Source organism: Lysinibacillus sp. GW821-FHT14F06 (assembly GCF_058803665.1).
On record NZ_JBXAPF010000044.1, the window covers coordinates 19,999 to 42,510 of the forward strand.

Sequence of the window (22,512 nt, forward strand, 5' to 3'; positions counted from 1 at the left end):
GTAAAATGAAAAAAATTATATATGATAAGGATTGCTTTCATATAAGTTCGATAATAAGGTTCGGATGTTTCTACGAGATCACCGTAAATGATTTCTCTATGAAGGTGGATGTTTTGGTTAGGTGAGTAGTACGTAAAATCACTTTTCTTTAATACGCATTCGCCTTTATATTTCAAGAGCTTATGAACGCGTAGGAAGTTTTTACTTTCATACGCGTTTTTCTTTGAACACATGAAGGTGTCCTTTAAAAATAGTAGAAGAGGTGGAAATTTTGTCAGCTAGCCCTTTATTAAAAGAGCAAGAAAAAATCGTTGTACTAGACTTCGGTAGCCAATTTAACCAATTAATTACGCGTCGTATCCGTGAATTTGGTGTTTTCAGTGAGCTACACCCACACACAGTAACAGCAGAAGAAATTAAAGACATGAATGCGACAGGTATTATCTTTTCAGGTGGCCCAAACTCTGTTTATGATGAAAAAGCATTTCATGTAGACCCAGCTATTTTTGAATTAGGCTTACCAATCTTAGGTATTTGCTATGGTATGCAATTAATGGCACATACACAAGGTGGTAAAGTTGAAGGTGCTGAAGCTCGTGAATACGGGAAAGCAGAAATCCAAGTAACAACTTCCAATAAACTATTTGGAGAGTTGCCATCTGAGCAAATCGTTTGGATGAGCCATGGTGACCATGTGACAGAAGTTCCTGCTGGCTTTGAAGTAATCGCAACAAGTGCTTCTTGTCCAATTGCTGCAATGGCAAATGTAGAACGTAAATTTTATGCAGTACAATTCCACCCAGAGGTACGTCACTCTGTATATGGTAATGACCTATTACGTCAGTTTGTGTTCGATATTTGTGAAGCAAAAGGCGACTGGTCAATGGCAAACTTCATTGAGCTTGAAATCGCGAAAATCCGCGAAATAGTAGGTGACAAAAAAGTATTATGTGCACTTTCTGGCGGTGTAGATTCATCTGTTGTTGCGGTTTTAATTCATAAAGCAATCGGCGACCAATTAACATGTATGTTTGTGGACCACAACTTAAACCGTAAAGGTGAAGTTGAGCAAGTAATGAAAACATTTACTGAAGACTTCGACATGAATCTTATTAAAATTGATGCACGTCAACGTTTCATGGATAAACTTGCGGGCGTATCTGACCCTGAGAAAAAACGTAAAATTATCGGTAATGAATTTATTTATGTCTTCGATGAAGAAGCATCAAAGCTTGAAGGTATGGACTTCCTAGCACAAGGAACACTTTATACTGACATTATCGAATCAGGTACATCTACGGCACAAACAATTAAGTCACACCACAATGTTGGCGGTCTACCGGAAGATATGCAATTCCAATTAATTGAGCCACTTAAAACTTTGTTTAAAGATGAAGTGCGTGCATTAGGCTTAGAGCTTGGCCTTGATGAAAAAATCGTTTGGCGCCAACCATTCCCAGGTCCAGGTCTTGGTATCCGTGTACTTGGTGAAGTAACTGAAGAAAAGCTTGAAATTGTACGCGAATCTGATTTCATCCTACGTGAAGAAATCGCAAAAGCTGGCCTTGAGCGCGACATATGGCAATACTTCACGGTATTACCTGATATCCGTTCAGTCGGCGTAATGGGCGATGCACGTACGTATGACTACGCAATCGGTATCCGTGCCGTAACATCTATCGACGGTATGACTTCTGACTGGGCACGCATTCCTTGGGATGTATTAGAAAAAATCTCTGTCCGCCTAGTAAACGAAGTAAAACACGTGAACCGCGTGCTGTATGACATTACATCTAAGCCACCTGCGACGATTGAGTGGGAATAATAGTAGGAGAGTTATAAACCCTTGGTGAATAAGGGTTTATAACTCTTTTTTTGATTTCTAATATACTTTTTATTTGCATAGATAACTGTAAACTGATTTTTTTTGCTTCTTTAAAAGAGATGATTCTGTTTAATTTGTTAGTAACTTAACTTTAAAGTTACTATTTGTATATAGATGTTCATATGTGCCTAAAGTTGTTTCAATAGCTTCATGTCCTGGTCTTTAATAATTTCCCCATACTAATGAGTAGAGAGGCGTGAAAATGAAGTTGGGTATATAGTTCAATTTTGTGGATCCCTACTAATTTGGCATAATGCTCAATGGCATGTGCAAGGATATTCTTTTTGTGTAGGTACACCAGCAAATATTAGCTCTATTTTAATGGGAGTGTTTAAATCTCAAGGTTATCAAAAATGAATTAACCACTATAAGAAAAAAGATTTGTGGATAAAAAGAATAAGCTTCTTTTGCAAAAACTAAAGTCGCCCATCTTATTCCAACTTCATATTGCCAACCATTTAAGACAGATGTATTATATTATTTAAGGCGGTTGTCTTAAATGGAGGAGGTGAGTATATATGAAAAGATTACCTGAAACAGAATTTAAAATTATGAAAGTAGCTTGGGAAAGTAATCCTCCCATTACGACAGGCTTAATAATGGAGAGCATAGGCAATGAGAACAATTGGAAAATTCAAACCGTAGTATCTCTTATGAATAGATTAACTGAACGTGGATTCCTTCGCAGTGAGAAAAAAGGCAAGGAGCGTTTTTATTATCCGATAGTGGAAAAAGACGATTATCTACATTTTGAAACAGCTCATTTTATGAAGCTCTATCATAAAAATTCTTTTATGAATTTAGTAGGCACACTCTATAAATCCGATACTATTTCTAATGAAGATTTAGCTTCTTTACTTAAATGGGTGGAAGAAAAGAGGGATTAAAATGCAAAGTATCATGATAGGTTTATTCTTTAAATCTGTAGTAATGACCTTTATTGGACTACTCTTTATAGCTGTAACACCTTTCCTTTTAAAACGCTACAGTGCTAAATGGCTCTATTATGGCTGGCTCGTTATGCTTGTAGGGTTTATTTTCCCATTTACGTTCAATATGTCGTCCACAGTTGTCAATTTATCAGAACCAGCGCCATTGCCATCTAAAGAATTTGTTCCAGTTAATAGTAGTCAAATAACACTTGTGTCAACATCTGTAGATACCATATCAGCCTTTTCTGTATGGCAAATAGGGATGATCATATGGATTTTAGGAATCATTGTATTTTTGACAGTTCATCTCGTAAGACATTATCGTTTTATGAACATGGTGAAAAGATGGGGGCAAACGATAACTGAAACGAAAACCCTTCATTTGCTTGAAAAAGTTAAACGTGAAATGAATATCACTAAGGAAATCGCATTGAAAGAATGTAGTTGTATCCATTCCCCCATGTTAGTGGGATTTACTAATAATACTATCTGGCTTCCTAATAATGCTTATCGAGAAGAAGAACTAAACATGATATTGAAGCATGAGTTAGTTCATTTGAAGCGAAAGGATTTATGGTATAAAGCGTTTGTGTTGTTGGTTAGTAGTATTCATTGGTTCAATCCATTGTTCTATCTGTTCGCTAAAGAATTAGACAATCTTTGTGAACACGCTTGTGATGAGGAAGTAGTAAAAAATAGTGATATTCAACTTAGAAAAACGTATAGTCAGACGATTCTACATGCTGAGAAATTAAAAAGAGGAGAAGGTGTTTTTTCCACAAATTTTCTAGGGAGTACACAAATTCTAAAAAAAAGGGTACTCTCCATTATGGATATGAATAAGAAGAAATCAGGAATGGTTGTAATGGCACTATTAATTTTACTTACTACAGGTGGAGTGGCTGTCAGCTCGGCATTTGCTATTTCCAGTAAGCCGTTGAACTATTTAGACGAAACATTTATGAAAGAATCCATTTTAAATGGTGCATCCAGAGGTGACTTTGCAACAGACAAATTTATTATTTACCCACAGAATATGAAGGATAGAAAAGTTGTGCCACCTGAGCCTACTATAAACAAAGAGCTCTATCGTGATGTGTTTTCAGCGGGTGTCATTGGAACTGAAGCAAGATACCGATACCTGATTGAAATTGTGCATAAACAGCATGGACAGAAATATACAACAGTAATTCATATTGACTATGACTATGAGCTACTAGAACCTGTCGAATATGATGAGCTCAATACCCTTATCGAAGACTATTTATTACCTTTTAATGAGTTAAAGTCGATACCCTATGCAGATTTCATCAAACCGAATTACCTAGAAAGTAGATTGAAAGCCTATATACAAGATATTGATACGCAGAATACAGACGCTCGTGTGGAATTCACATTTAATTTTAATGGCTGGGTAACGAACAATAATAGTCTACCTTTTCCAAGTCAGAATCCTATAGGTACTACACCACGTTATATGAAATCTACACCATAGAAATCGTGATGTATAGCTGAGAGGAGACATCAATCTGACAAGCATCATTCAAAATAGGGGCTAAATTAAATTGGAATATTTGTACAACCTGTGGTATGACTTATGATGAGGATAGGACATGATTTAAGTAAGCTCCCTTTCACTATTAATGGTCAATCCTTTGTCTATTCACAAGGAACATTACAAGTGATGGAATAATGATACGTAAGTTTTTCGCCAAACAAAGGGTAGACATCTGGAATGAAATCTTAGGTATATCTCCATGGGTAATTATAAAACTATTGACCTTGATGTTAGTGGTGGACACATGGTAACACTTGTTGATTATGAAATCTTCTATGATATATAAACGTTTTCTTAGTATCGACGATTTATCTTGCATGATAATTGGGCTTTTAACACTGAGTTTAGTTGAAATGGTCAAGTGAACCTGTTACAGATATTTGGGAAATATCGAATTAAAATAGATTTTAGATGTATAAATTCACAACAAAAAGCCCTAGAAACATTGATTTCTAAGGCGTTTTTGATATTTAGTTAAAGAGTTCAACTTCATCCCCGTATAGACTAGCTTTTAATTTCCTTTTTCAGCATTAAAAATAAGAAAAGCACACCAATTTCTACGATTATCGGGACAAAGATAATATTTAAATGGAAGAAAATTATACTTATCAAAATAGCTCCGCAAATAAATATTGAACTATATCGATAATTTTTGGATTGATAAAAGAATGAATATGGTAACAAATGTGCACCGTAAATAATTGCATATACAGGTAAGACCCACATAGGTGCTTTAATCAATAGAAGAATACAAATAAGTAAATATAAAATTTGATTGTTTGTTGCAATCAACAGTCCATTAATCAATGGATTTTCTTTATAAAATAAATCAACCTTTAATATTTTGGCACAAAGAATTGAAACAGGAAACAGCAATGCACCACAAGATAGAATACCAATATTTTTTATCATTAAATCTAAAGGCAGCAATGTGATTGTTGTGATAACTCCCCAAATAAATATGGAGGCCATGATAAAAGGAAGCCCCTTCTTTTGTTTCTGAGCAATATCATTTAATAGTACTTGTAAGCTAGTATTGATGTTCATTTTCGTCTCCGTCTCCTTAATTTTCAAGCGATCTATTCAAACTATCCGCTATTTTTTTATTTTCATATTTTGAGAAAAAATAAAATCCGATGATATGACCAATTAACGTTAATACTAAAATTAGTAATAAATAAGGTTGGATAAATTCAAATACTTTCAGTGAAAAAAGATATACACTTCCAATGCCACAGAAAAAATTTAAAAAAGTACTAATAGTAATTTTAGTTGTTACTTTTAATGTAGAGTAGTTCCACAAGTAAGGATAAGCTATACCAAAAACAATTCCCATTAGAATGCTAATACCAATTAAATTCCAAATATAAAGAAAGCTGACTTTTTCTTCGTGAAGATTAAAAATAGTAATTAAAAAAGTAATCCAAATCAACACCATAAATGAAACGTTCAAAAAGCTATTCTTTAAGTCATTTATCATATCAATTTCTCCTTAATAGATTTTGCATAATGCCTACTTACAATATATGTATTTTGTTGTTTTGTAGTAACTTCCAATCTAGCATGACTTCCTGAAGCAAACGAGTGTATTTGATTCAAATTCAAAATCATTGAATTGTTGATTCTAACCAATCCGAATGATTCCAAGTAAGATAACTCTTTTAAAATCTTATTCAGCATTAGCTCTGTACCATCTATTAAAAAGATTTTGGTAAAATGACCAGATGCCTCAATTGCTTCGATGTTATTGAGTTCAATCATAACCTGGCGATTTGTTTTGAAATCTGTTGCGCTTAATGTTATAGATTGGAAAAATTGTTGTTCAAATGTCGAAAGCAATTCTTTATTTGAAGGATTACTAATAATCTCAATTTCAGAAGATGATTTATTGTTTTTCCAAATAAAGTTGAATTTCATGTTGTTCTCCTTTCTGTTTTTATCGTAGCAATACTTCTCAGAACTTACGATGATTTTTAGTTTTGTTGCAAAAAAAATAGACTTTGTTACAACATTGATTCAGTAAATTTAAAATTATACCAAATTTTCGCTCTACCTTTTTAGAAGAAAGCCAAGCGTCAGCGGCAAATGTTTTCTGTAGCGAAAGAAAAGTAACAGCTATAATTATATTATTGAACTTGTTAATTTGGAAATATATACAGTCAATATGATAAATGGTAGAATAGTGAAAATATAAAAGGGGGTAAATTGGTTGAATATATTCAAGAAATGGTTTGCTGCAGTATTTGTACTCGCGATGCTATTTAGTATTCAGCACCAAGTAGCAGATGCTGCGGATTATCGAACAGTGAAGGTTGTAAGTGGCTCGAGCTTGCTTGTGAGAGAGTCGCCGAATGATGCAGCCAATTCCATTGGTAATCTAGCGAAGGATGAATTTGTGATAGAGTTTTCGTCTTCGAATGGTTGGTCTCATATTCAAGCGGGTGATGTAAAGGGATATGTTTCTTCCTCTTTTTTAAGCGTTCCACCTTCAACGATTAAAATCGCAAATTCTAAAAGTGGTCTCGTTGTGAAATCTAAGCCATCTCCTTCAGCATCAACATTAGCTACATTAAAATATAATATGATTGTTGAAGACTATGGATCAGTAGGAAATGGTTGGTCTTATGTACAATATGGCAATGTGGTAGGCTATGTTAAATCAGATTTTATGGGGCAGACTAAAACAACAACAAAGTACGTTAATACAGCTAGTGGGGTTATCGTTCGAAATATTGCCAGTCAATCGGGAGCTTCAGTAGGTTCATTAAGCAATGGTACACAAGTGACTGTACATGCTACATTAGTAGGCTGGTCCTATGTGACCGCTGGTAATATCAAAGGATATGTAGTAGATAAATTTTTAGCTACAAAGAAGCCTGTTGTGCCTTTTAATAATATTAACTTTAACTTAACTATTCGAGATGTAGAGAAAAATGAGAAATCAAAATTTATAGACAAACTTCAAGACGGTAGAGAAACTTTTTTAATCTATGAAACGACAAAATATGGCTATTCAGCAGAGTTGACATACATTTTTATAGGTGGGCAATTAGAGTATATTAGCTATGACTTTCTTCCTGAACAAAATAGTTATGACACATGGGATCAAATGACTACTATGCATGCCAGACTACATGTAGGAGGGATAGCAGAACTTGGAGATGATTATGAATTTACCTATGAAAAATATAGAAATTTGTTTACAAGCTGGGAAAGGAATAGTTATACGGCTTTAATCGTTGTGCATGATGATTATCTTTATACTTCAGCAAAATTAACATTTTATCGCAAATAAAATTTTGCTTTATAATGAACACTTTAGATCCTGGAACAGGTTCCCTATGCTATTTGTATTTTTTGTTCAAGCGGTGTGCTATGGGGAGGTGTTGCATAGACAAATTTTGCAATACTCCCGTCGATATGTATAGCAAAGCTAATGCTGTGTTATGCAAATTTCAAAAAATAGATATACAATCTGCACCAGAACCCAGTAACGTTTAATCATTTGTATACGTATTGTGCACCAGTGAAACAGATAAGTCCTTCAATTATTAAAAGGAAGGAAAACACATGAACCAGTGTGCTGTATGATATTATATCTAAGTCACCAGAGAATAATAGATATAAACTAATTAGAATGTGGATACCTATTTATCGGAGTCTGCTAAGATAATAAGACAGCAAAAGCTGCTTTATAATAAATTGTTTCCTACCCAAAAACCTCCAATATTTGAAGAGACCCCCAAAAGTTAGACGCGGTTATTTCATTAGGCTTAATTAAAATGAGTTCGGTATGCACTGGACTCGTTTTTAATTTTGCCATTTTATTCTCAATGATTTTCGAAAATCTGAACCTAGAATCCATAGTTTTTTGAGAAATATTTGCGACTCAACATAGCTCAGGTTTCTACTCCTTTTTCTTAAATAAGCTTGAAACGCTCACTCATCAATTTCTTGATTACTATACAAAAAATACGACTTGTTTTTTTGCCGAGACTGTTCAGTTTTTGTTCAACACTTAATGATAGAGTTAACTAGATACACTGTATCCGCTTGGCATGGACTGATATTTTAAAGTAAGGGCTAGGCGAAACGACGACGTATGGTTTCCAGCTTGTTCTTCTGTGAAGCTTGATCATTTGAAGCTCCATAGCGTTTCAAAGAGGCCACAGGCAGATTTACCGTACAGTTGACATGAACTTATAAGGAAAAGGAGGAGGTTTTGGGAATGAAACGAAAACGCAGTATAAGCAAATCAGTGATGTCATTTTTGCTAGTAGTGATGCTTATTTTGCAAACGTTGGCATTCGCTGTTCCTGCATCTGCGGAGAGTTCGATAAGTCCTGATAACTATGTGGAAGACGAAACAGTCAATGCAGGCAGCGGAGGCGAACCAGTCGATACTGATAAGGCAACAGGCAGCGAAGGCGAACCAGTTGATACTGATAAGACAGCAGGCAGTGAAGGCGAACCGGTTGATACTGGTAAGACAACAGGCAACGAAGGCGAACCGGTTGATACTGGTAAGACAACAGGCAGTGAAGGCGAACCGGTTGATACTGGTAAGGAAACAGATAACGAAGGCGAACCGGTCGATACTGATAAGGCGACAAATAATGAAGTTGAAACAGACCCATCTGCAAAAGATGCAGTATCTGACACACAGAAGAGTGTCATACCGATGTCTTTGGGAGTGCCTTCTGATAAAACAGCGGTGTTTATGGGAGTTAATTCGTCCTTTCCACTGGAAGTGAGGCAGGGGAATCCCCAGACTGTTATTGCGCCAGATGGTATTATTCAAGGAAGACAGCAATTTACACTCAAATCGGAAGGCCTCGCGGCGCCAGTGAATGGTGATGACCCAAATCCGACTAATGCAAATCCTGATAATTACATCCAGAAGGGTGATTGGATTGAGCTGAAAAGAGAAGACTACTTTAAAGAAGTGGTGTTACCGACAGCTACTAAAGTTCTGAATGCACAGACAGAATCAGGTATGAAACAGCTCGGTACTGCCTATTTCACTCCGAACAGCATTAAGATTGTATTTAATGGTGACGATAACTTTTTCAATGGTGTTGGACGAGGAATTGTCTTCAGCTTTGAAACTACTGCCGATGCAGATTTAACGGGAATGGTGTATGGTGACACAAAGCCTATCAACATCTTTGGGACAGCTTATCAGTTGAAAAACCCAGACGTGACAGCGGCGTATAGCATAACATTGAGTTCGCCCGGTATGGTCAAATGGGATCAGTATAGTTATCGCGGACTTCCAGCTGCACAATTTGTTGAGGGAGCGGTTACTTGGCAGTCAACTGTATCTGCTTTCGATCAGTTTGATAATAAAATCAAACTACCATTAGACGGAAAGATATTTTATACGAACCCCTCATCTTATAATACCTCTGGGAATGTCCCCGGTATCTACATGCCAGGTTCATTCAAAGTAAATGGTATTGAGGCAACCCCAAGCATTGGTGGGGACGGATCGCTGACCTATACTTTTCCACCAGGAACAGGTGTAGATCCAAAAGTCGAATATAAAACATGGATTCCAAAAGAAAGCTACTATTATGAGCATAAGAATCCACCAGGCAATCTTGGCCGTAGCTATCGGGTCATGCGTGGTTCAGTGCAATTGAAACAAGATGATGATAAGTTGGTGGAGGCGAGCCAGGAGATTTCCTTTGCTCCAGATTGGATTCAGGTCAGTGCCTCGTATGATCATAGTAGTGAAACAATCATATGGAAAGTCACTGTTAACCAATATAACAAAAAAGGGTTAAAGGACTTTACTATCACAAATATCCTACCTGCTGGATTGGAATTTACATCAGCAACATGGCAAACCTGGGTGGATGGTGCTGCATCTGAAGAAGAAGCAATTACACCAGATGCGAACAGTGTTTATTCCTTTGGGGATATTAACGGTAAAGTAGAGCTAGTGATTAAGTCTAAGGTGATAAATGGTTCAAATTTCAGAATCGATCCTCGTGCTAACTGGAATTTAGACACATTAAATGGTATTCAGAATAATGATGTGGTGACTGGTCTAAGACCTGCCGCAGTAACTGACGAAGCAATAGTTACTATCGGTGCACATACTTTTACAAAAAATGGCTCTCTTACGATGGAGGATTTCAGCCTCGGCGGTGTTACATGGACTGTTAGCCTAGCTCCACAGTATGCCCTGCCAGATGCGGTGGTATACGATGTACTAGTGCACGGTGGAGATTTGAACGTCTTGAATAACGCTGTAGATGCAACTGGAGAGGTGAATGCAGAAACCATTGCGAAAATCAAAACGAATATTAATGATGCACAGCTCTGGAAGCAATATCACGAAGGAACCCTCAAGAGCCCTAACGGCTTGACTTTGAAAGCTATCCCTTTGACAGTGAATGGTGAAGTGGTGGCGGATTTAATCAAAGTGACTGGATATACTACTGATCAAGCTGCTTCTTTCAGCTTCCGTTCACTTGAAACTGATCCAAATTTCCTGTTTAAGCAAGATATTAATGTAGGGAAAGCAAGATGGAATAGAGCTTTGCTGTTTGATGGTGAAGTCGTGAAATCTGCACAAAATTCGGTGAATCTTCATGTGCGCATGCTGAATAAAGATATGCTTTTTGCGTCTAAGCCATTGAAGGTAGATGGTACACCTGAAAACGTTAACCCAAATAACGTAAGTAGCTACATTAGAAATGATAGCAATGAAGCATGGACACTTTCTGCATATGACCGAACGACAAAAACAGTTACTTTCCGTCTTGGTGTGAATATGCCAGGATATAATACAGAAGAAATGGCTAAGGATGGCGGTAATCGAGTAATTAGTAATATTAAGCTGGTAGACACATTACCAGAAGGCTGGGAATTCGTGCCGTTTTCTGAGGGTAAGGATTTTGAGCTTTGGAAAGGCTATTCGGACAATGGTAGTGGTACTGAATATGGCGTTAGAAACGATGCCAAAACGATTATTGAACCAGGTACTAACGCTCATGTAGTAAGCTTCTCTAAGAATGGAAACGTAGGAACTTTCACCTTCTCTAAATTGGAAAGTCCATATGTCATTTTAGTAAAGGCAAGACCATCCAATGCGGCTTTAGAAAAATATTTAGAGGAATACACTACAAACGGCACCGCCAAGCAGGTACTGTATAATAAAGCTGATCTTCATATGACTTGGGGTGGAGAGGAAAAGGTTATCACTGAACAACGTAAGGTTATTGTACCAATTCAAACTCTAGGGAAGTCGGTAACTAAGCCAACTCCAGGAGTATTGGAATGGACAGTAAACTATACTCCGCCATTCAACATGGAGCAGGGTGTTTATTTGCAGGACACTATCGGTGCGGGCATGAATTTGCGCTACGATGCAAACGGAAAGCTTGTACTGACAACGCCAAGTATGGCAGTGTATCGTGCCAAACTGACTGCCAGCGGTGCTTTGGAACGGGAGGGTGCAGCACTGGACCTAAGCGACCCGAATGCTGAAGTTCAAGTGGAAGCTGCACCAGGTGCGGGTGGCACTACAGTTTTAACATTCAAAATGAAAGACCCTAATAAATTATATCAGTTTGTATATCAAACAGAGGTTGATCCATCTAAAGCGAAAGCTGGAGACAAGATGGGCAATGAGGTAAAGCTAGCGGGAGACGATAAGCTGGAATCTATCAGTGCAAAAAGCGAAAGCATGTTGGATAATTCGGACGTAGCCGGTAGTTCAAGTTCCAATGCTTTGTTAGCACTGAAAAAGGTAGATCCTGACGGTAAACCGCTTCAAGGTGTACAGTTTACGCTGTATAAGAAGGGCGATGGAACAGAAGTTGCAAAGGGAACAACTGATAGCGGAGGGAACCTTAATCTGCTATTCCCAGATCCAGGGTATTATGAGCTGAAGGAAACCTATATTGATACCAATACTTGGCTACCAACTACAAGAATTTATCAAGTGTATGTAGGGAATACGCAAGGGAAGCCTATTTGGGTGGACGGAGTAAAAGTTACTTCTGCTGATCCGCTTATTGTACCAACTCCTGCTGTAGGTGGATTAAAAATCGACAATACGGTAACAGGTAATGGCAGAGATTCAAACAAAGAGTTTAAATATACAATTATCTTTGATGGGAAAGACAAGGATGCGGAATATGAATATGTGAAGGATGGAGTAAAAACTACGATAAAAAGTGGAGATTCTATCATTCTGAAGCATGGTGAGGCAATCACATTCCCTAAATTACTTGAAGGTCTTTCTTATACAGTTACTCAAGAAAGCTATCAGGATGGCGGATATACGACAGACCCAGAAAGCCGAGTGTACAGTGGTGCGATTGAAAAAAACAAAGTAACCGAGTTGAAGTATGTCAACAACCGAACAATACACGGACAGTTGTTGATTGACAATACGGTAACAGGCAGCGGTAGCAATAAAAATAAAGACTTTGAATATACGGTTACTTTCACTGGCGAAGGATCGGACAAATCGTATTCGTATACGAAGTCTGATGACACGACAGGAACAATCGAATCTGGTCAAAAAATCGTACTGAAACATGGTGAGGCAATCACTGTTCATAATCTACCTGTGGGGCTTACTTACACAATTCAACAGATAGATTACACAAATGAAGAGTATGCAACTACACCAGAAGATTTTATTATTACAGGTAGTATCGAAGAAGGAAAAACAGCCGAAGCACACTATATCAATAATAGAGAGATGCCCGGCAGTTTACTAATTAGCAATACAGTTACTGGTAATGGTAGTGATGAAGAGAAGGAATTTGAATACACAGTAATCTTTACTGGGGCGGGTGCAGACAAAACGTATGATTATACGAAATCTGACGGCACGAAAGGACAGATTAAGTCTGGGGACAAATTCCACTTGAAACATGAACAAACATTGCTAATTGAAGAAATCTTAAAAGATACAACATATGTCGTAACAGAAAAGGATTATACGGCAGAAGGTTACACAACAACACCAACAAGCCGAGAGTACACAGGTACAATCAAGGATAACGAAACTGCTAAAGCTCCATTTGAGAATGTTCGTTATCTTCCAGGTACACTTGCCCTAGAACCAAAAATTCAAAAGGTACGTGGAGACGGTAAAACACCTGTTGACTTAACAGCTACTTTAACAGGGCAAGATGGCAAGCCAGTAGTAGGCGAGGAAGTTATCTTTATCGTTGATGGTGTGGAAGTGGGCAAAGCTACTACTGATGAAAATGGTAAAGCGACGATTTCATATACGCCACCGAAATTGACTGACATCACACCGAAAGAGCATAAGGTGATTGCGAAAACGGATGCTACTAGCCCATCAGGTGTACCATACAATGAAGATAATGCAGTTGTCATCACAATGCCAGCAGCACTTACAGGTGTTCTACGTGACAATGAAACTAGAAAGGTCCTTCCTTTTAAAGAGATTGTAGTGAAAAATGTTGCAACTGGTGAGGAAGAAACGATCACTACTGATTCGGAAGGTCGTTACTACCATCTTGTTCAACAAGGTGAGGAGTATACGATTACTTACAAGCATCCAGTGAATATTGGTGGCATACAAACGCTTGTTCCATTCACGCAAAAAGCGATTATTGAAGGTACGGATAACCCAATAGAAGGTAACTTAGTTCCAGCAGAAATTACTGCTGTAGGTATCGTACTTTTCAAGCAACCTAATGGTACTAACTCATTGCTAACTAAGGATTTTGCTGGTAACTTAATTGTTTATTTGAAGGATGCAGCGGGAAATTATGTTTTAGAGAATGGTGCTCCAAAGGCATTTCCTTTAGAGGAGAATGGTACTTTCACAGCAGAAGGTTTAACAACAGGTAACTATACGCTGGAAGTACGTTATGAATTTGAGCCAGGCAAAGAATTAATACTTGTCAAGGATAAAGTACTTAACTTGGCAAATATTGATGAACTTAATATTTCAGCAGAATTAGTAGACCCATACGGCACGGTTTATGATAAAACGACAGGTGACGAAAACACTGGTAAGAAAATTGAAGGCGCTACAGTAACGCTATATTATGCAGACACGCCAAGAAACCGTGCGAAAGGTATTACACCAGGCACGAAAGTAGTATTGCCTGCGATTCCAGGCTTTGCACCGAACGATAACGCTAGCCCAGAGCAATATAGCGATATATTTGGCTTCTACGCATACATGGTATTCCCAGAAGCAGATTACTATTTGGTTGTAACAAAAAATGGATATGAAACATATACGAGCCCAACGATTTCTGTTGAATTCGACATTGTACAACACAATGTACCAATGAAACCAGTTAGCCCTGGTGGATCTGGAGAAGGTAACCCAGGAACTGGAGGTAATCCAGGAGGTTCTGAAAACAACCCAGGAACTGGAGGTAATCCAGGAGGTTCAGGAAACAACCCAGGAACTGGAGGTAATCCAGGAGGTTCAGGAAACAACCCAGGAACTGGAGGTAATCCAGGAGATTCAGGAAACAACCCAGGAACTGGAGGTAATCCAGGAGGTTCAGGAAACAACCCAGGAACTGGAGGTAATCCGGGAGATTCAGGAAACAACCTAGGAACTGGAGGTAATCCAGGAGATTCAGGAAACAACCCAGGAACTGGAGGTAATCCGGGAGATTCAGGAAACAACCCAGGAACTGGAGGTAATCCAGGAGATTCAGGAAACAATCCAGGAACTGGAGGTAATCCAGGAGACTCTGGAAATAACCCAGGAACTGGAGGTAATCCAGGAGATTCAGGAAACAACCCAGGAGCTGAAGGTAATCCGGGAGATTCAGGAAACGACCTAGGCTCTGTAGGAAATCAAGGAGATTCAGGAAACAATCCTGGTTCTGGAAGTAATTCCAAAGTTTCTGGAAACAAGCTTAATTCTGTAGATAAAACTGAATCTAGTAGAAACAGTAAATCCGATGACAATAATAGTGGAGTAAACAAAGAAAACAAATTAGATAATGTTCCAAAAACAGGTGATAATAGTATGCCACCAATCTTCTATATGGCTTTGGCGCTTATGTCCTTAATAATGCTAGGATTCCTATTGTTTGGTAACAAGAAGAAAAAGCACATTTAGTAATGGGAAAGGTGGTAAGGAAATGAGCAAAATTAAAAAAATTCTTATCGCCTTTTTCACAATCCTACTTGTATATTCCCTAGTTTCTCTTGGGAGAAGTTATTTACAGGATTATACTGAAAATAAGCAAATAAAAGAGTTAGCAGAAATACGATATAAAGAAAATAATAAAGATGAGGATGTTAAAGCAACCTCATCTTTTATCACAAATGTCATGCTCCCTGAATTCCAAGAACTGTACAAACAAAACCCGGATATCATCGGGTGGCTGAAAATAGACGGCACCCGGATTGATTACCCGATTATGCAGAATAAACAGGATACGCAGTACTATCTGAATCATGGTTTCAATAAGGAAAAAAATAAAAATGGACTCCCTTTTTTGGATGAGCATAGTCACATAAATGATTCAGACATATTACTCATCCATGGACATCATATGAAAAGTGGAGCGATGTTTGCAGATTTAGAGAAGTACAAGAAGGAAAGCTACTATAAGGAGCATACAATGTTACAATTTAGTACGCTTTACGAGCAGGAAGAATACGAAATCGTTGCTGTTATTCTCTCGGAGGTATACAGCAAAACGGATGACGTTTTTAAATACTATCAGATTGATCAGATAGAAACACCTGTTGAGTTTGACTCGTATATTCAAAATATTGAACAGCTCGCGCTTTACGACACAGGAGTGACTGCACAGTATGGAGACAAGCTTCTTGTTCTATCTACATGTGAGTACTCAGCCGAGAATAGTCGGTTAGCAGTGATTGCTCGAAAGCGAATTTGACGATGTGTCAGTAACTTTAAATCAACTATATTGTATTAGTTTCATAATGAGTGGGAAATTATTAATAATGAAACCTTAGAATCTTAAAGCTGATTCTAGGGTTTTTATTAGTTAAGGCACAATGAAATCTAAGAAGTGTTAATTAAAAAAACATGAACATTAAATAAGTATTTTACACGAACTTTCGTATTTTTTTTATATAAAATGTTCGGAAATAGGGTTGAAATCTAAAAAATGAAATGATATATTACGATTGTAAATTAAATAAGTCGTCGTATAATGTCGGGAATAAGGCCCGTGAGTTTCTACCAAGTTACCGTAAATAACTTGACTACGATTTTAGTTATATATACGAATGTATAGACACTAATAAATTTCACACAATACAGGTGATGAAATATCGTAGACATGCGACTAGTAGAATAGTCAGTGTGTCTTTTTTGTTTTCGATATTGAAGACGACCAACGGAGGATTTCTTTCAAATGAAAAAGTATTTCATGTTCGATGAATTAGGAACGAATTATCGTCGGGAATTTCTTGGTGGCTTCACAACGTTCTTAGCAATGGCTTACATTTTAGTAGTAAATCCATTAACATTGACATTAGCAGATGTAAAGGATTTACCAGATGCTTTACGTATGGATTATGGGGCTGTATTTGTTGCAACTGCTGTGTCAGCAGCTATTGGTTGTTTTATTATGGGACTCTTAGCGAAGTATCCTTTGGCCTTAGCGCCTGGTTTAGGGCTTAATGCATTTTTTGCTTATACAGTAGTACTGGTTAATGGTAGCCCATGGCAGCATGCTTTAGCAGCAGTATTTATTTCAGGTGTTTTCTTCTTATTATTAACATTAACAGGCCTACGAGAAAAATTAATTAACGCTATCCCTATGGAATTAAAATTAGCGGTAGGTGCTGGTATTGGTTTATTCATTGCATTTATTGGCATGCAAAATGCAAAAATTATTGTTAATAATGATGCGACTTTAGTTGGTATTGGGAATTTACGTGACCCACAGGTATTACTAGCGATTTTTGGCATTATTGTTACGGTTATTTTGATGGTGCGTGGAATTAAAGGCGGCGTATTCTATGGTATGGTAATTACTTCAATTGTGGGTATGATTACTGGACAAGTTGGGTTACCAGAAAAAGTTTTTTCAGCACCACCTAGTATTTCGCCAACATTCGGTGCATTATCCAGTGCCTTTTTTGATCCAAGCTTCTATACATTATCCATGCTGTCCGTAATTTTAACTTTCTTATTTGTCGACTTCTTTGATAATGCAGGAACTTTAATGGCAGTAGCAAACCAAGCAGGATTAGTGAAAGATAATCGTTTACCACGTGCTGGTAAAGCTTTAATTTCTGATTCAATTGCTACGATTGTAGGTTCCATTTTTGGTACATCTACAATCACATCTTATGTAGAATCCTCTTCAGGTGTAGCAGCTGGTGCACGTTCAGGTTTCGCTTCAATTGTAACAGGATGTTTATTCTTATTAGCACTTTTCATATCTCCATTGTTAGGAGTTATTACTTCAGCTGTTACAGCTCCTGCATTAATTATAGTTGGAGTTCTAATGGTCGCTTCTTTAGGTCAAATTGCTTGGAATCGTTTTGAAATTGCTGTACCGTCATTTTTAACAATGATTATGATGCCATTAACGTACTCGATTGCAACAGGTATTGCAGTGGGCTTCATTTTCTATCCATTAACAATGATTATTAAAGGAAAAGCAAAAGAAGTAAATCCGATTATGTATGTTTTCGCGATAATCTTCTTATTATATTTAGCAACTTTATAAACAAATGGCTGTTCGCAAATTTTGGTTTTAACCATATTTGTGGGCAGTTTTTTTATTGCTCTTCAGATACTATGAGAGTTTTTGGAGAGTAGTTTGTTTTACTATATTGCATAGATATTGAGTTAGTTATTTTAGGAGGGGGATGATACATGTTAGTTAAATTATTTAGATTCACTCAAGGAATTTATGAATTTTCAGGAAGGCGCCATTCGAAAGCTGGAAAAAATTATGTTTGATCATGAAAATATCGATTTAAAAATGCTTATTTAATAGTAACTAGGAAAGCTGAGGTGCACCAAAGTTGAAGAGTTTAATGCGAAAAAGATTTGGATTCTATTTGTTAGCCATTCTTTTGGTTTTATCAAATGTTATTTCATTTGTTCCTAATGTAAAAGCAAGTACAACTGGAGTTCTTGTAAGCGATGTTGGAAGTGTAGGAAATACGATAACTCAAGGTAATACCTCGCGTAAGCTGGCTGTTGCAGCAAATGGAATAATTTTTGCTACTTATCATGGAACTAATGGTATACGTGTAGCTCGTAGTTTAGATAATGGGAAAACGTTTCAGCCGAGTGTTCAAATTATCCCACAAAACTATGAAGCAGAGATTGCTGTCTCTGCCACTGGTATAGTATATGTAGGATGGGTAGAAAATGGCTCGGCTAGGTTAGTAAAGAGTGCTGATGACGGGAAAACATTTTCTGCACCTAAGGATATTGGTTCATTAGATGGTGGAGCAACCCTTCATATGGCAACAGATGGTGATTATCTCTATATAATTGGTAAGGGAAGAACGCTTCTTCATAGTAATGATGGTGGAGATACTTTTAATAAAAGTACCATATCAGCTATGAACTATAGCTTTGCAGATGTTCATGTTGATCCTAAAAATAAAAATGTGATAGTTGTAGTAGATAATCCATCTGTTTATTACTTTATCAGTAATGACCATGGTCAAACGTTTAGTCCTATTGTAAATACAAACAGTTCGGTAATGTATTCAGTAGGTACTCTCGTAGCGGATTCTAATAATGATACTTTACTGTATGTAAGTGGGTCCCAAACAAATACGTTGAAAGCTAATATTACTAAAGGAACATCTCAAACTATTCAATTCCCAAATAACTCTTCTAGTTCAGGGCGCTCGATAAGTGGAGATATGTTTGGTAATATCATTACTGGATTTGCAAGTGGTAGTAAGGTGTTTTATGCAGTTAGTACAAATGCAGGAAATACATTTGGACAGTCAAAAGAAGTTGCTGAAACAAATATTGCTAATATTGCAATAAATTCTACTAATGGCGATGTTTTATTCCTTTATCAACAAAATGGGGCAATTTATCTTTCTACTTTTTCTGGAGAGTTAATTGGTTACGATCTTGGCTTATCTACAAGTGGACTTTCTTTTAATATACTAGGGCAGAAAAAAACAGTTACTGTTAGAAATAATTCAATAAACCCTATACAAATCACTGATATTATTACTTCAGGGGAGTTTACTAGTACATCTAATTATAGTGGAGTATTAAATCCTGGTGATTCTTTTGATATTGAAGTAACTTTCAACCCAACCTCAACAGATGTCAAGAATGGTACAATCGAAATTACAACAGATGTTAGTAGTAATAAACGTAGTATCCAATTGACAGGAGTAATTACACCACAGCTCTCGGATGAATCTAGATTAAAGAACCTATCTATTGATAAGGGTACATTGTCACCAGCTTTTAATCCCGAGATCAAAGCATATTCAGCGATCGTATCTAATGAAGTTGATAGTGTAAATATAGTTGCTGAGTTAATGGATTCAGATGCTACCATGAAAATTAATGCAGCTGATGTCACAAATAACACAATTCATCAAGTTCCATTGAATTTAGGTGATAATCAAATTGCTATTGTTGTAACAGCACCAAATGGATCTTTGAAAACTTATACAATTACAATAACAAGAGAAGAACCTCTTCCTATATATAGAATTGTTTATAATGGAAATGGTCATGTTGATGGAGATGTTCCGATTGACCAACAAAATTATTCAACAGGAGACACAGCTACGATCAAAGGAAATGAAGGGAATTTAAGCAAAACAGGCTATGTATTTGATGGTTGGAATACAAAAGCTGATGGAAGTGGACAAGCATACTCAGAGAATAGTACGTTTGTGATAGGAAATGAAAGTGCAACACTATTTGCAATGTGGAAATCAGTTATAAAACCGACTTATACAATTAATTATGATGGAAATGGACATACTAATGGAAACGTTCCAAATGATCATCAAGTTTATACAACTGGTGACACCGTTACGATAAAAGGGAATGAAGGGAATCTAAGCAAAACAGGTTATATATTTGATGGTTGGAATACAAAGGCAAATGGAAGTGGTCAAACATATGTAGCAAATAGTATTCTTACCATAGAAAATGAAAGTGTAACTTTATTTGCTAATTGGAAAGTAGATAATAATTTTACACCGATCACATATTATCCACCTGTAGCATCATTGCCATCAATAATTACAGAAAGAATTAATGTAGATCTAGTTGATGATGCAAATATAGATAAATTACTTCTACAAATACCGATAGAGCGGCAATTTGATCAAAATGGAAAAGTAAAAGATCAAGTTATTTTTACTAAGGAGAAGGCGCAGGAGTTCATTGAAAAACTACAACATAATGGTATTAAAACTGCTCGACTTATTATTCCGGATACAAAAGATCAAGTGCAGGAAACAAATATCTATATTTTAAAGGATGCTATAAATAATTTGAGTCAAGAGAAAATTAATTTATCAATTAATACGATAAATGGAAATATTTTTATTCCAAGTACTTCTTTAGATACTTTTACGGATGATTTGTATTTCAAGATTGTTCCATTGAAAAAGGATACGGAGAAACAGGTCATTAAAGCACGTATGAAGCAAGAAATAAAAGTTATGACTAAAGTAGAAAATGCTAATATTGATATTATAGGTCGCCCTATGACAATTGAGACTAATATGAATTCAATACCTGTGACTTTGACTTTACCAATTCATACTAATTTATCGCAAGAAGAAATTGATAATTTATTAGTTTTTATTGAGCATAGTAATGGGACTAAAGAAGTTGTAAAAGGCCGCATAGTGAAGACAGAAAATGGTGTAAAAGGAATTGAGTTTGATGTAGATCATTTCTCAACTTTCACAATCCTTTATGTTGAAGGATCTAATGAATACTTCAATCCTGTTAATGAGACAGTAGATGTTGAAAAAACATTATTAAAGCATGTCCCATATATCCAGGGTTATAAAGATGGAACGTTTCGTCCAAATGCTTATATTACACGTGAACAAATGGCAGCAATGATTGCACGTCAATTTACAAATAATAGTACTCCTATATCAAGTACCTACACATATAAAGATACAAATAAATCTTGGGCTAAAGATGATATAGAGTATATTCGTTCAATCGGTATAATGAGTGGTGTAACAAGAAATACTTTTGTCCCAAATGCTAATCTTACACGTGCACAAATGGCTGTCATTGCAATTCGATGGATAGATAGAGATTGTAAAGAGGGTTGGAAGGATACAAAATATTGTGATACAGAAAATGAAGTAAAGACTTTTAATGATGTATCATCAGAATTTTGGGCTATAAATGAAATTGCGCGTATTAGTGATTTGGGTATAATGGTTGGTTACAGTGATGGGACATTCCGACCGAATGAAAAGTTAACACGTGCACAAGCAGTAAAAATTTTGAATCGTTTATTCAATCGTGGTCCAATTAATGAGTCTATTGAAGATAAATTCACAGATGTTTCATCTCAATATTGGGCATATTATGAAATCCAAGAAGCGGCTGTTGAGCATAGTTATGACTTTATTGATAGTATGGAAAAATTGATAAAATAACAGATTTCTAGTAGTTGCTTTTTATTATCCTAATTTAAGTAGTAATTAAAATACTTTAAATGGCTTAAGTCGATTTTTTAATGGACTTAAGCCATCCTTTCTTTTAAATAGTAAGTTGCTTCAATGAGAGTACAAGATTTCATTGGTTGGAATAAACGCATTAAGTAATGGGTTTCAATGAAAGATTGAAAGATATCATGAAAAACATTTTTAACAGAATAATTTTTCTTTTTAAATACAGTTGCATTCCTAGTAGATTAATGTTATATTTTTAAACGTTGTTAAGAAAACAAACAACAACCTTAAAAAATACTAACACAAAGAGTTGACATAGAGTTAACACTATGTTAAAGTATAGAAAGTCACTTGGAAGTGACAGCTTAATGAACCTTGAAAACTGAACAAGCAAAACGTAATCAATAAAGTTTTTAGTAGCTAGCTTTTGCTAATGAACAAAACAAAAATTTTGGACATCAAAATTGATGCCAGCAAAACAATTTGAGCTAATCAAATTTCTTTTATGGAGAGTTTGATCC

Annotated in this window: 11 protein-coding genes, 1 pseudogene and 2 riboswitches; of the genes and pseudogenes, 8 read left to right on the forward strand and 4 right to left on the reverse strand. The window is 36.4% G+C overall.

All coding sequences use genetic code 11. The annotated features are described in order from the left end of the window. Nucleotides 1-17 precede the first annotated feature (17 nt). Nucleotides 18-119, forward strand: a riboswitch (purine riboswitch). Between the two features lie 152 nt (nt 120-271). Beyond that, a complete protein-coding gene (gene guaA / locus AC1RNS_RS24205) occupies nt 272-1,825 on the forward strand; it encodes a glutamine-hydrolyzing GMP synthase (protein WP_492996385.1) in 1,554 nt (517 codons plus the stop codon). A gap of 97 nt (nt 1,826-1,922) precedes the next feature. On the opposite strand, the pseudogene AC1RNS_RS24210 reads toward guaA, so the two are convergent. Continuing rightward, nucleotides 1,923-2,190, reverse strand: a pseudogene (locus AC1RNS_RS24210) (site-specific integrase); the annotation flags it as partial. 213 nt (nt 2,191-2,403) lie between these two features. Here AC1RNS_RS24210 and AC1RNS_RS24215 point away from each other — a divergent pair. Continuing rightward, complete coding sequence (locus AC1RNS_RS24215; protein WP_492996387.1) at nt 2,404-2,772, forward strand: BlaI/MecI/CopY family transcriptional regulator; 369 nt, start codon at nt 2,404-2,406, stop codon at nt 2,770-2,772. Between the two features lies 1 nt (nt 2,773). Further along, nucleotides 2,774-4,312 carry a M56 family metallopeptidase gene (locus tag AC1RNS_RS24220; RefSeq protein ID WP_492996389.1) on the forward strand — a complete coding sequence of 513 codons (1,539 nt, stop codon included), beginning with the start codon at nt 2,774-2,776 and terminating at the stop codon, nt 4,310-4,312. Between the two features lie 567 nt (nt 4,313-4,879). Here the strand turns inward: AC1RNS_RS24220 and AC1RNS_RS24225 are convergent. The 3 genes from AC1RNS_RS24225 to AC1RNS_RS24235 are packed head-to-tail and all read right to left on the reverse strand — an operon-like array spanning nt 4,880 to nt 6,292. Then, nucleotides 4,880-5,422, reverse strand: coding sequence for a DUF7010 family protein (locus AC1RNS_RS24225; protein WP_492996390.1), 543 nt, complete (start codon nt 5,420-5,422; stop codon nt 4,880-4,882). Between the two features lie 16 nt (nt 5,423-5,438). Beyond that, nucleotides 5,439-5,855 (reverse strand): hypothetical protein, encoded by a 417-nt coding sequence (locus AC1RNS_RS24230; protein WP_492996391.1) that lies wholly within the window; start codon nt 5,853-5,855, stop codon nt 5,439-5,441. After that, complete coding sequence (locus tag AC1RNS_RS24235; protein WP_492996393.1) at nt 5,852-6,292, reverse strand: LytTR family DNA-binding domain-containing protein; 441 nt, start codon at nt 6,290-6,292, stop codon at nt 5,852-5,854. Before AC1RNS_RS24235 ends, AC1RNS_RS24230 begins: the two co-directional genes overlap by 4 nt. 292 nt (nt 6,293-6,584) lie before the next feature. On the opposite strand from AC1RNS_RS24235, the gene AC1RNS_RS24240 reads away from it, so the two are divergent. The 5 genes from AC1RNS_RS24240 to AC1RNS_RS24260 all read left to right on the forward strand — a co-directional run bounded on the left by AC1RNS_RS24240 (nt 6,585) and on the right by AC1RNS_RS24260 (nt 21,976). Then, a complete protein-coding gene (locus AC1RNS_RS24240) occupies nt 6,585-7,670 on the forward strand; it encodes an SH3 domain-containing protein (protein ID WP_492996394.1) in 1,086 nt (361 codons plus the stop codon). A gap of 933 nt (nt 7,671-8,603) precedes the next feature. Then, nucleotides 8,604-15,467: a DUF7601 domain-containing protein gene (locus AC1RNS_RS24245; RefSeq protein ID WP_492996395.1), complete on the forward strand. Its 6,864-nt coding sequence runs from the start codon at nt 8,604-8,606 to the stop codon at nt 15,465-15,467. Between the two features lie 22 nt (nt 15,468-15,489). After that, nucleotides 15,490-16,257 (forward strand): class B sortase, encoded by a 768-nt coding sequence (srtB, locus tag AC1RNS_RS24250; RefSeq protein ID WP_492996397.1) that lies wholly within the window; start codon nt 15,490-15,492, stop codon nt 16,255-16,257. 252 nt (nt 16,258-16,509) lie between these two features. Beyond that, nucleotides 16,510-16,611: riboswitch (purine riboswitch) on the forward strand. Nucleotides 16,612-16,740: 129 nt separating this feature from the next. After that, nucleotides 16,741-18,066 (forward strand): NCS2 family permease, encoded by a 1,326-nt coding sequence (locus AC1RNS_RS24255; RefSeq protein WP_492996398.1) that lies wholly within the window; start codon nt 16,741-16,743, stop codon nt 18,064-18,066. 301 nt (nt 18,067-18,367) lie between these two features. Next, a complete protein-coding gene (locus tag AC1RNS_RS24260) occupies nt 18,368-21,976 on the forward strand; it encodes an S-layer homology domain-containing protein (protein WP_492996400.1) in 3,609 nt (1,202 codons plus the stop codon). The last annotated feature ends 536 nt before the right edge of the window (nt 21,977-22,512 follow it).

What these genes read in the sequence shown, in the direction of transcription:
- AC1RNS_RS24230 (WP_492996391.1), bottom strand. Translation starts at nt 5,855, where the DNA reads ATGATAAATGACTTAAAGAATAGCTTTTTGAACGTTTCATTTATGGTG.
- AC1RNS_RS24255 (WP_492996398.1), top strand. Translation starts at nt 16,741, where the DNA reads ATGAAAAAGTATTTCATGTTCGATGAATTAGGAACGAATTATCGTCGG.
- AC1RNS_RS24225 (WP_492996390.1), bottom strand. Translation starts at nt 5,422, where the DNA reads ATGAACATCAATACTAGCTTACAAGTACTATTAAATGATATTGCTCAG.
- srtB (WP_492996397.1), top strand. Translation starts at nt 15,490, where the DNA reads ATGAGCAAAATTAAAAAAATTCTTATCGCCTTTTTCACAATCCTACTT.
- AC1RNS_RS24220 (WP_492996389.1), top strand. Translation starts at nt 2,774, where the DNA reads ATGCAAAGTATCATGATAGGTTTATTCTTTAAATCTGTAGTAATGACC.
- AC1RNS_RS24215 (WP_492996387.1), top strand. Translation starts at nt 2,404, where the DNA reads ATGAAAAGATTACCTGAAACAGAATTTAAAATTATGAAAGTAGCTTGG.
- AC1RNS_RS24245 (WP_492996395.1), top strand. Translation starts at nt 8,604, where the DNA reads ATGAAACGAAAACGCAGTATAAGCAAATCAGTGATGTCATTTTTGCTA.
- AC1RNS_RS24235 (WP_492996393.1), bottom strand. Translation starts at nt 6,292, where the DNA reads ATGAAATTCAACTTTATTTGGAAAAACAATAAATCATCTTCTGAAATT.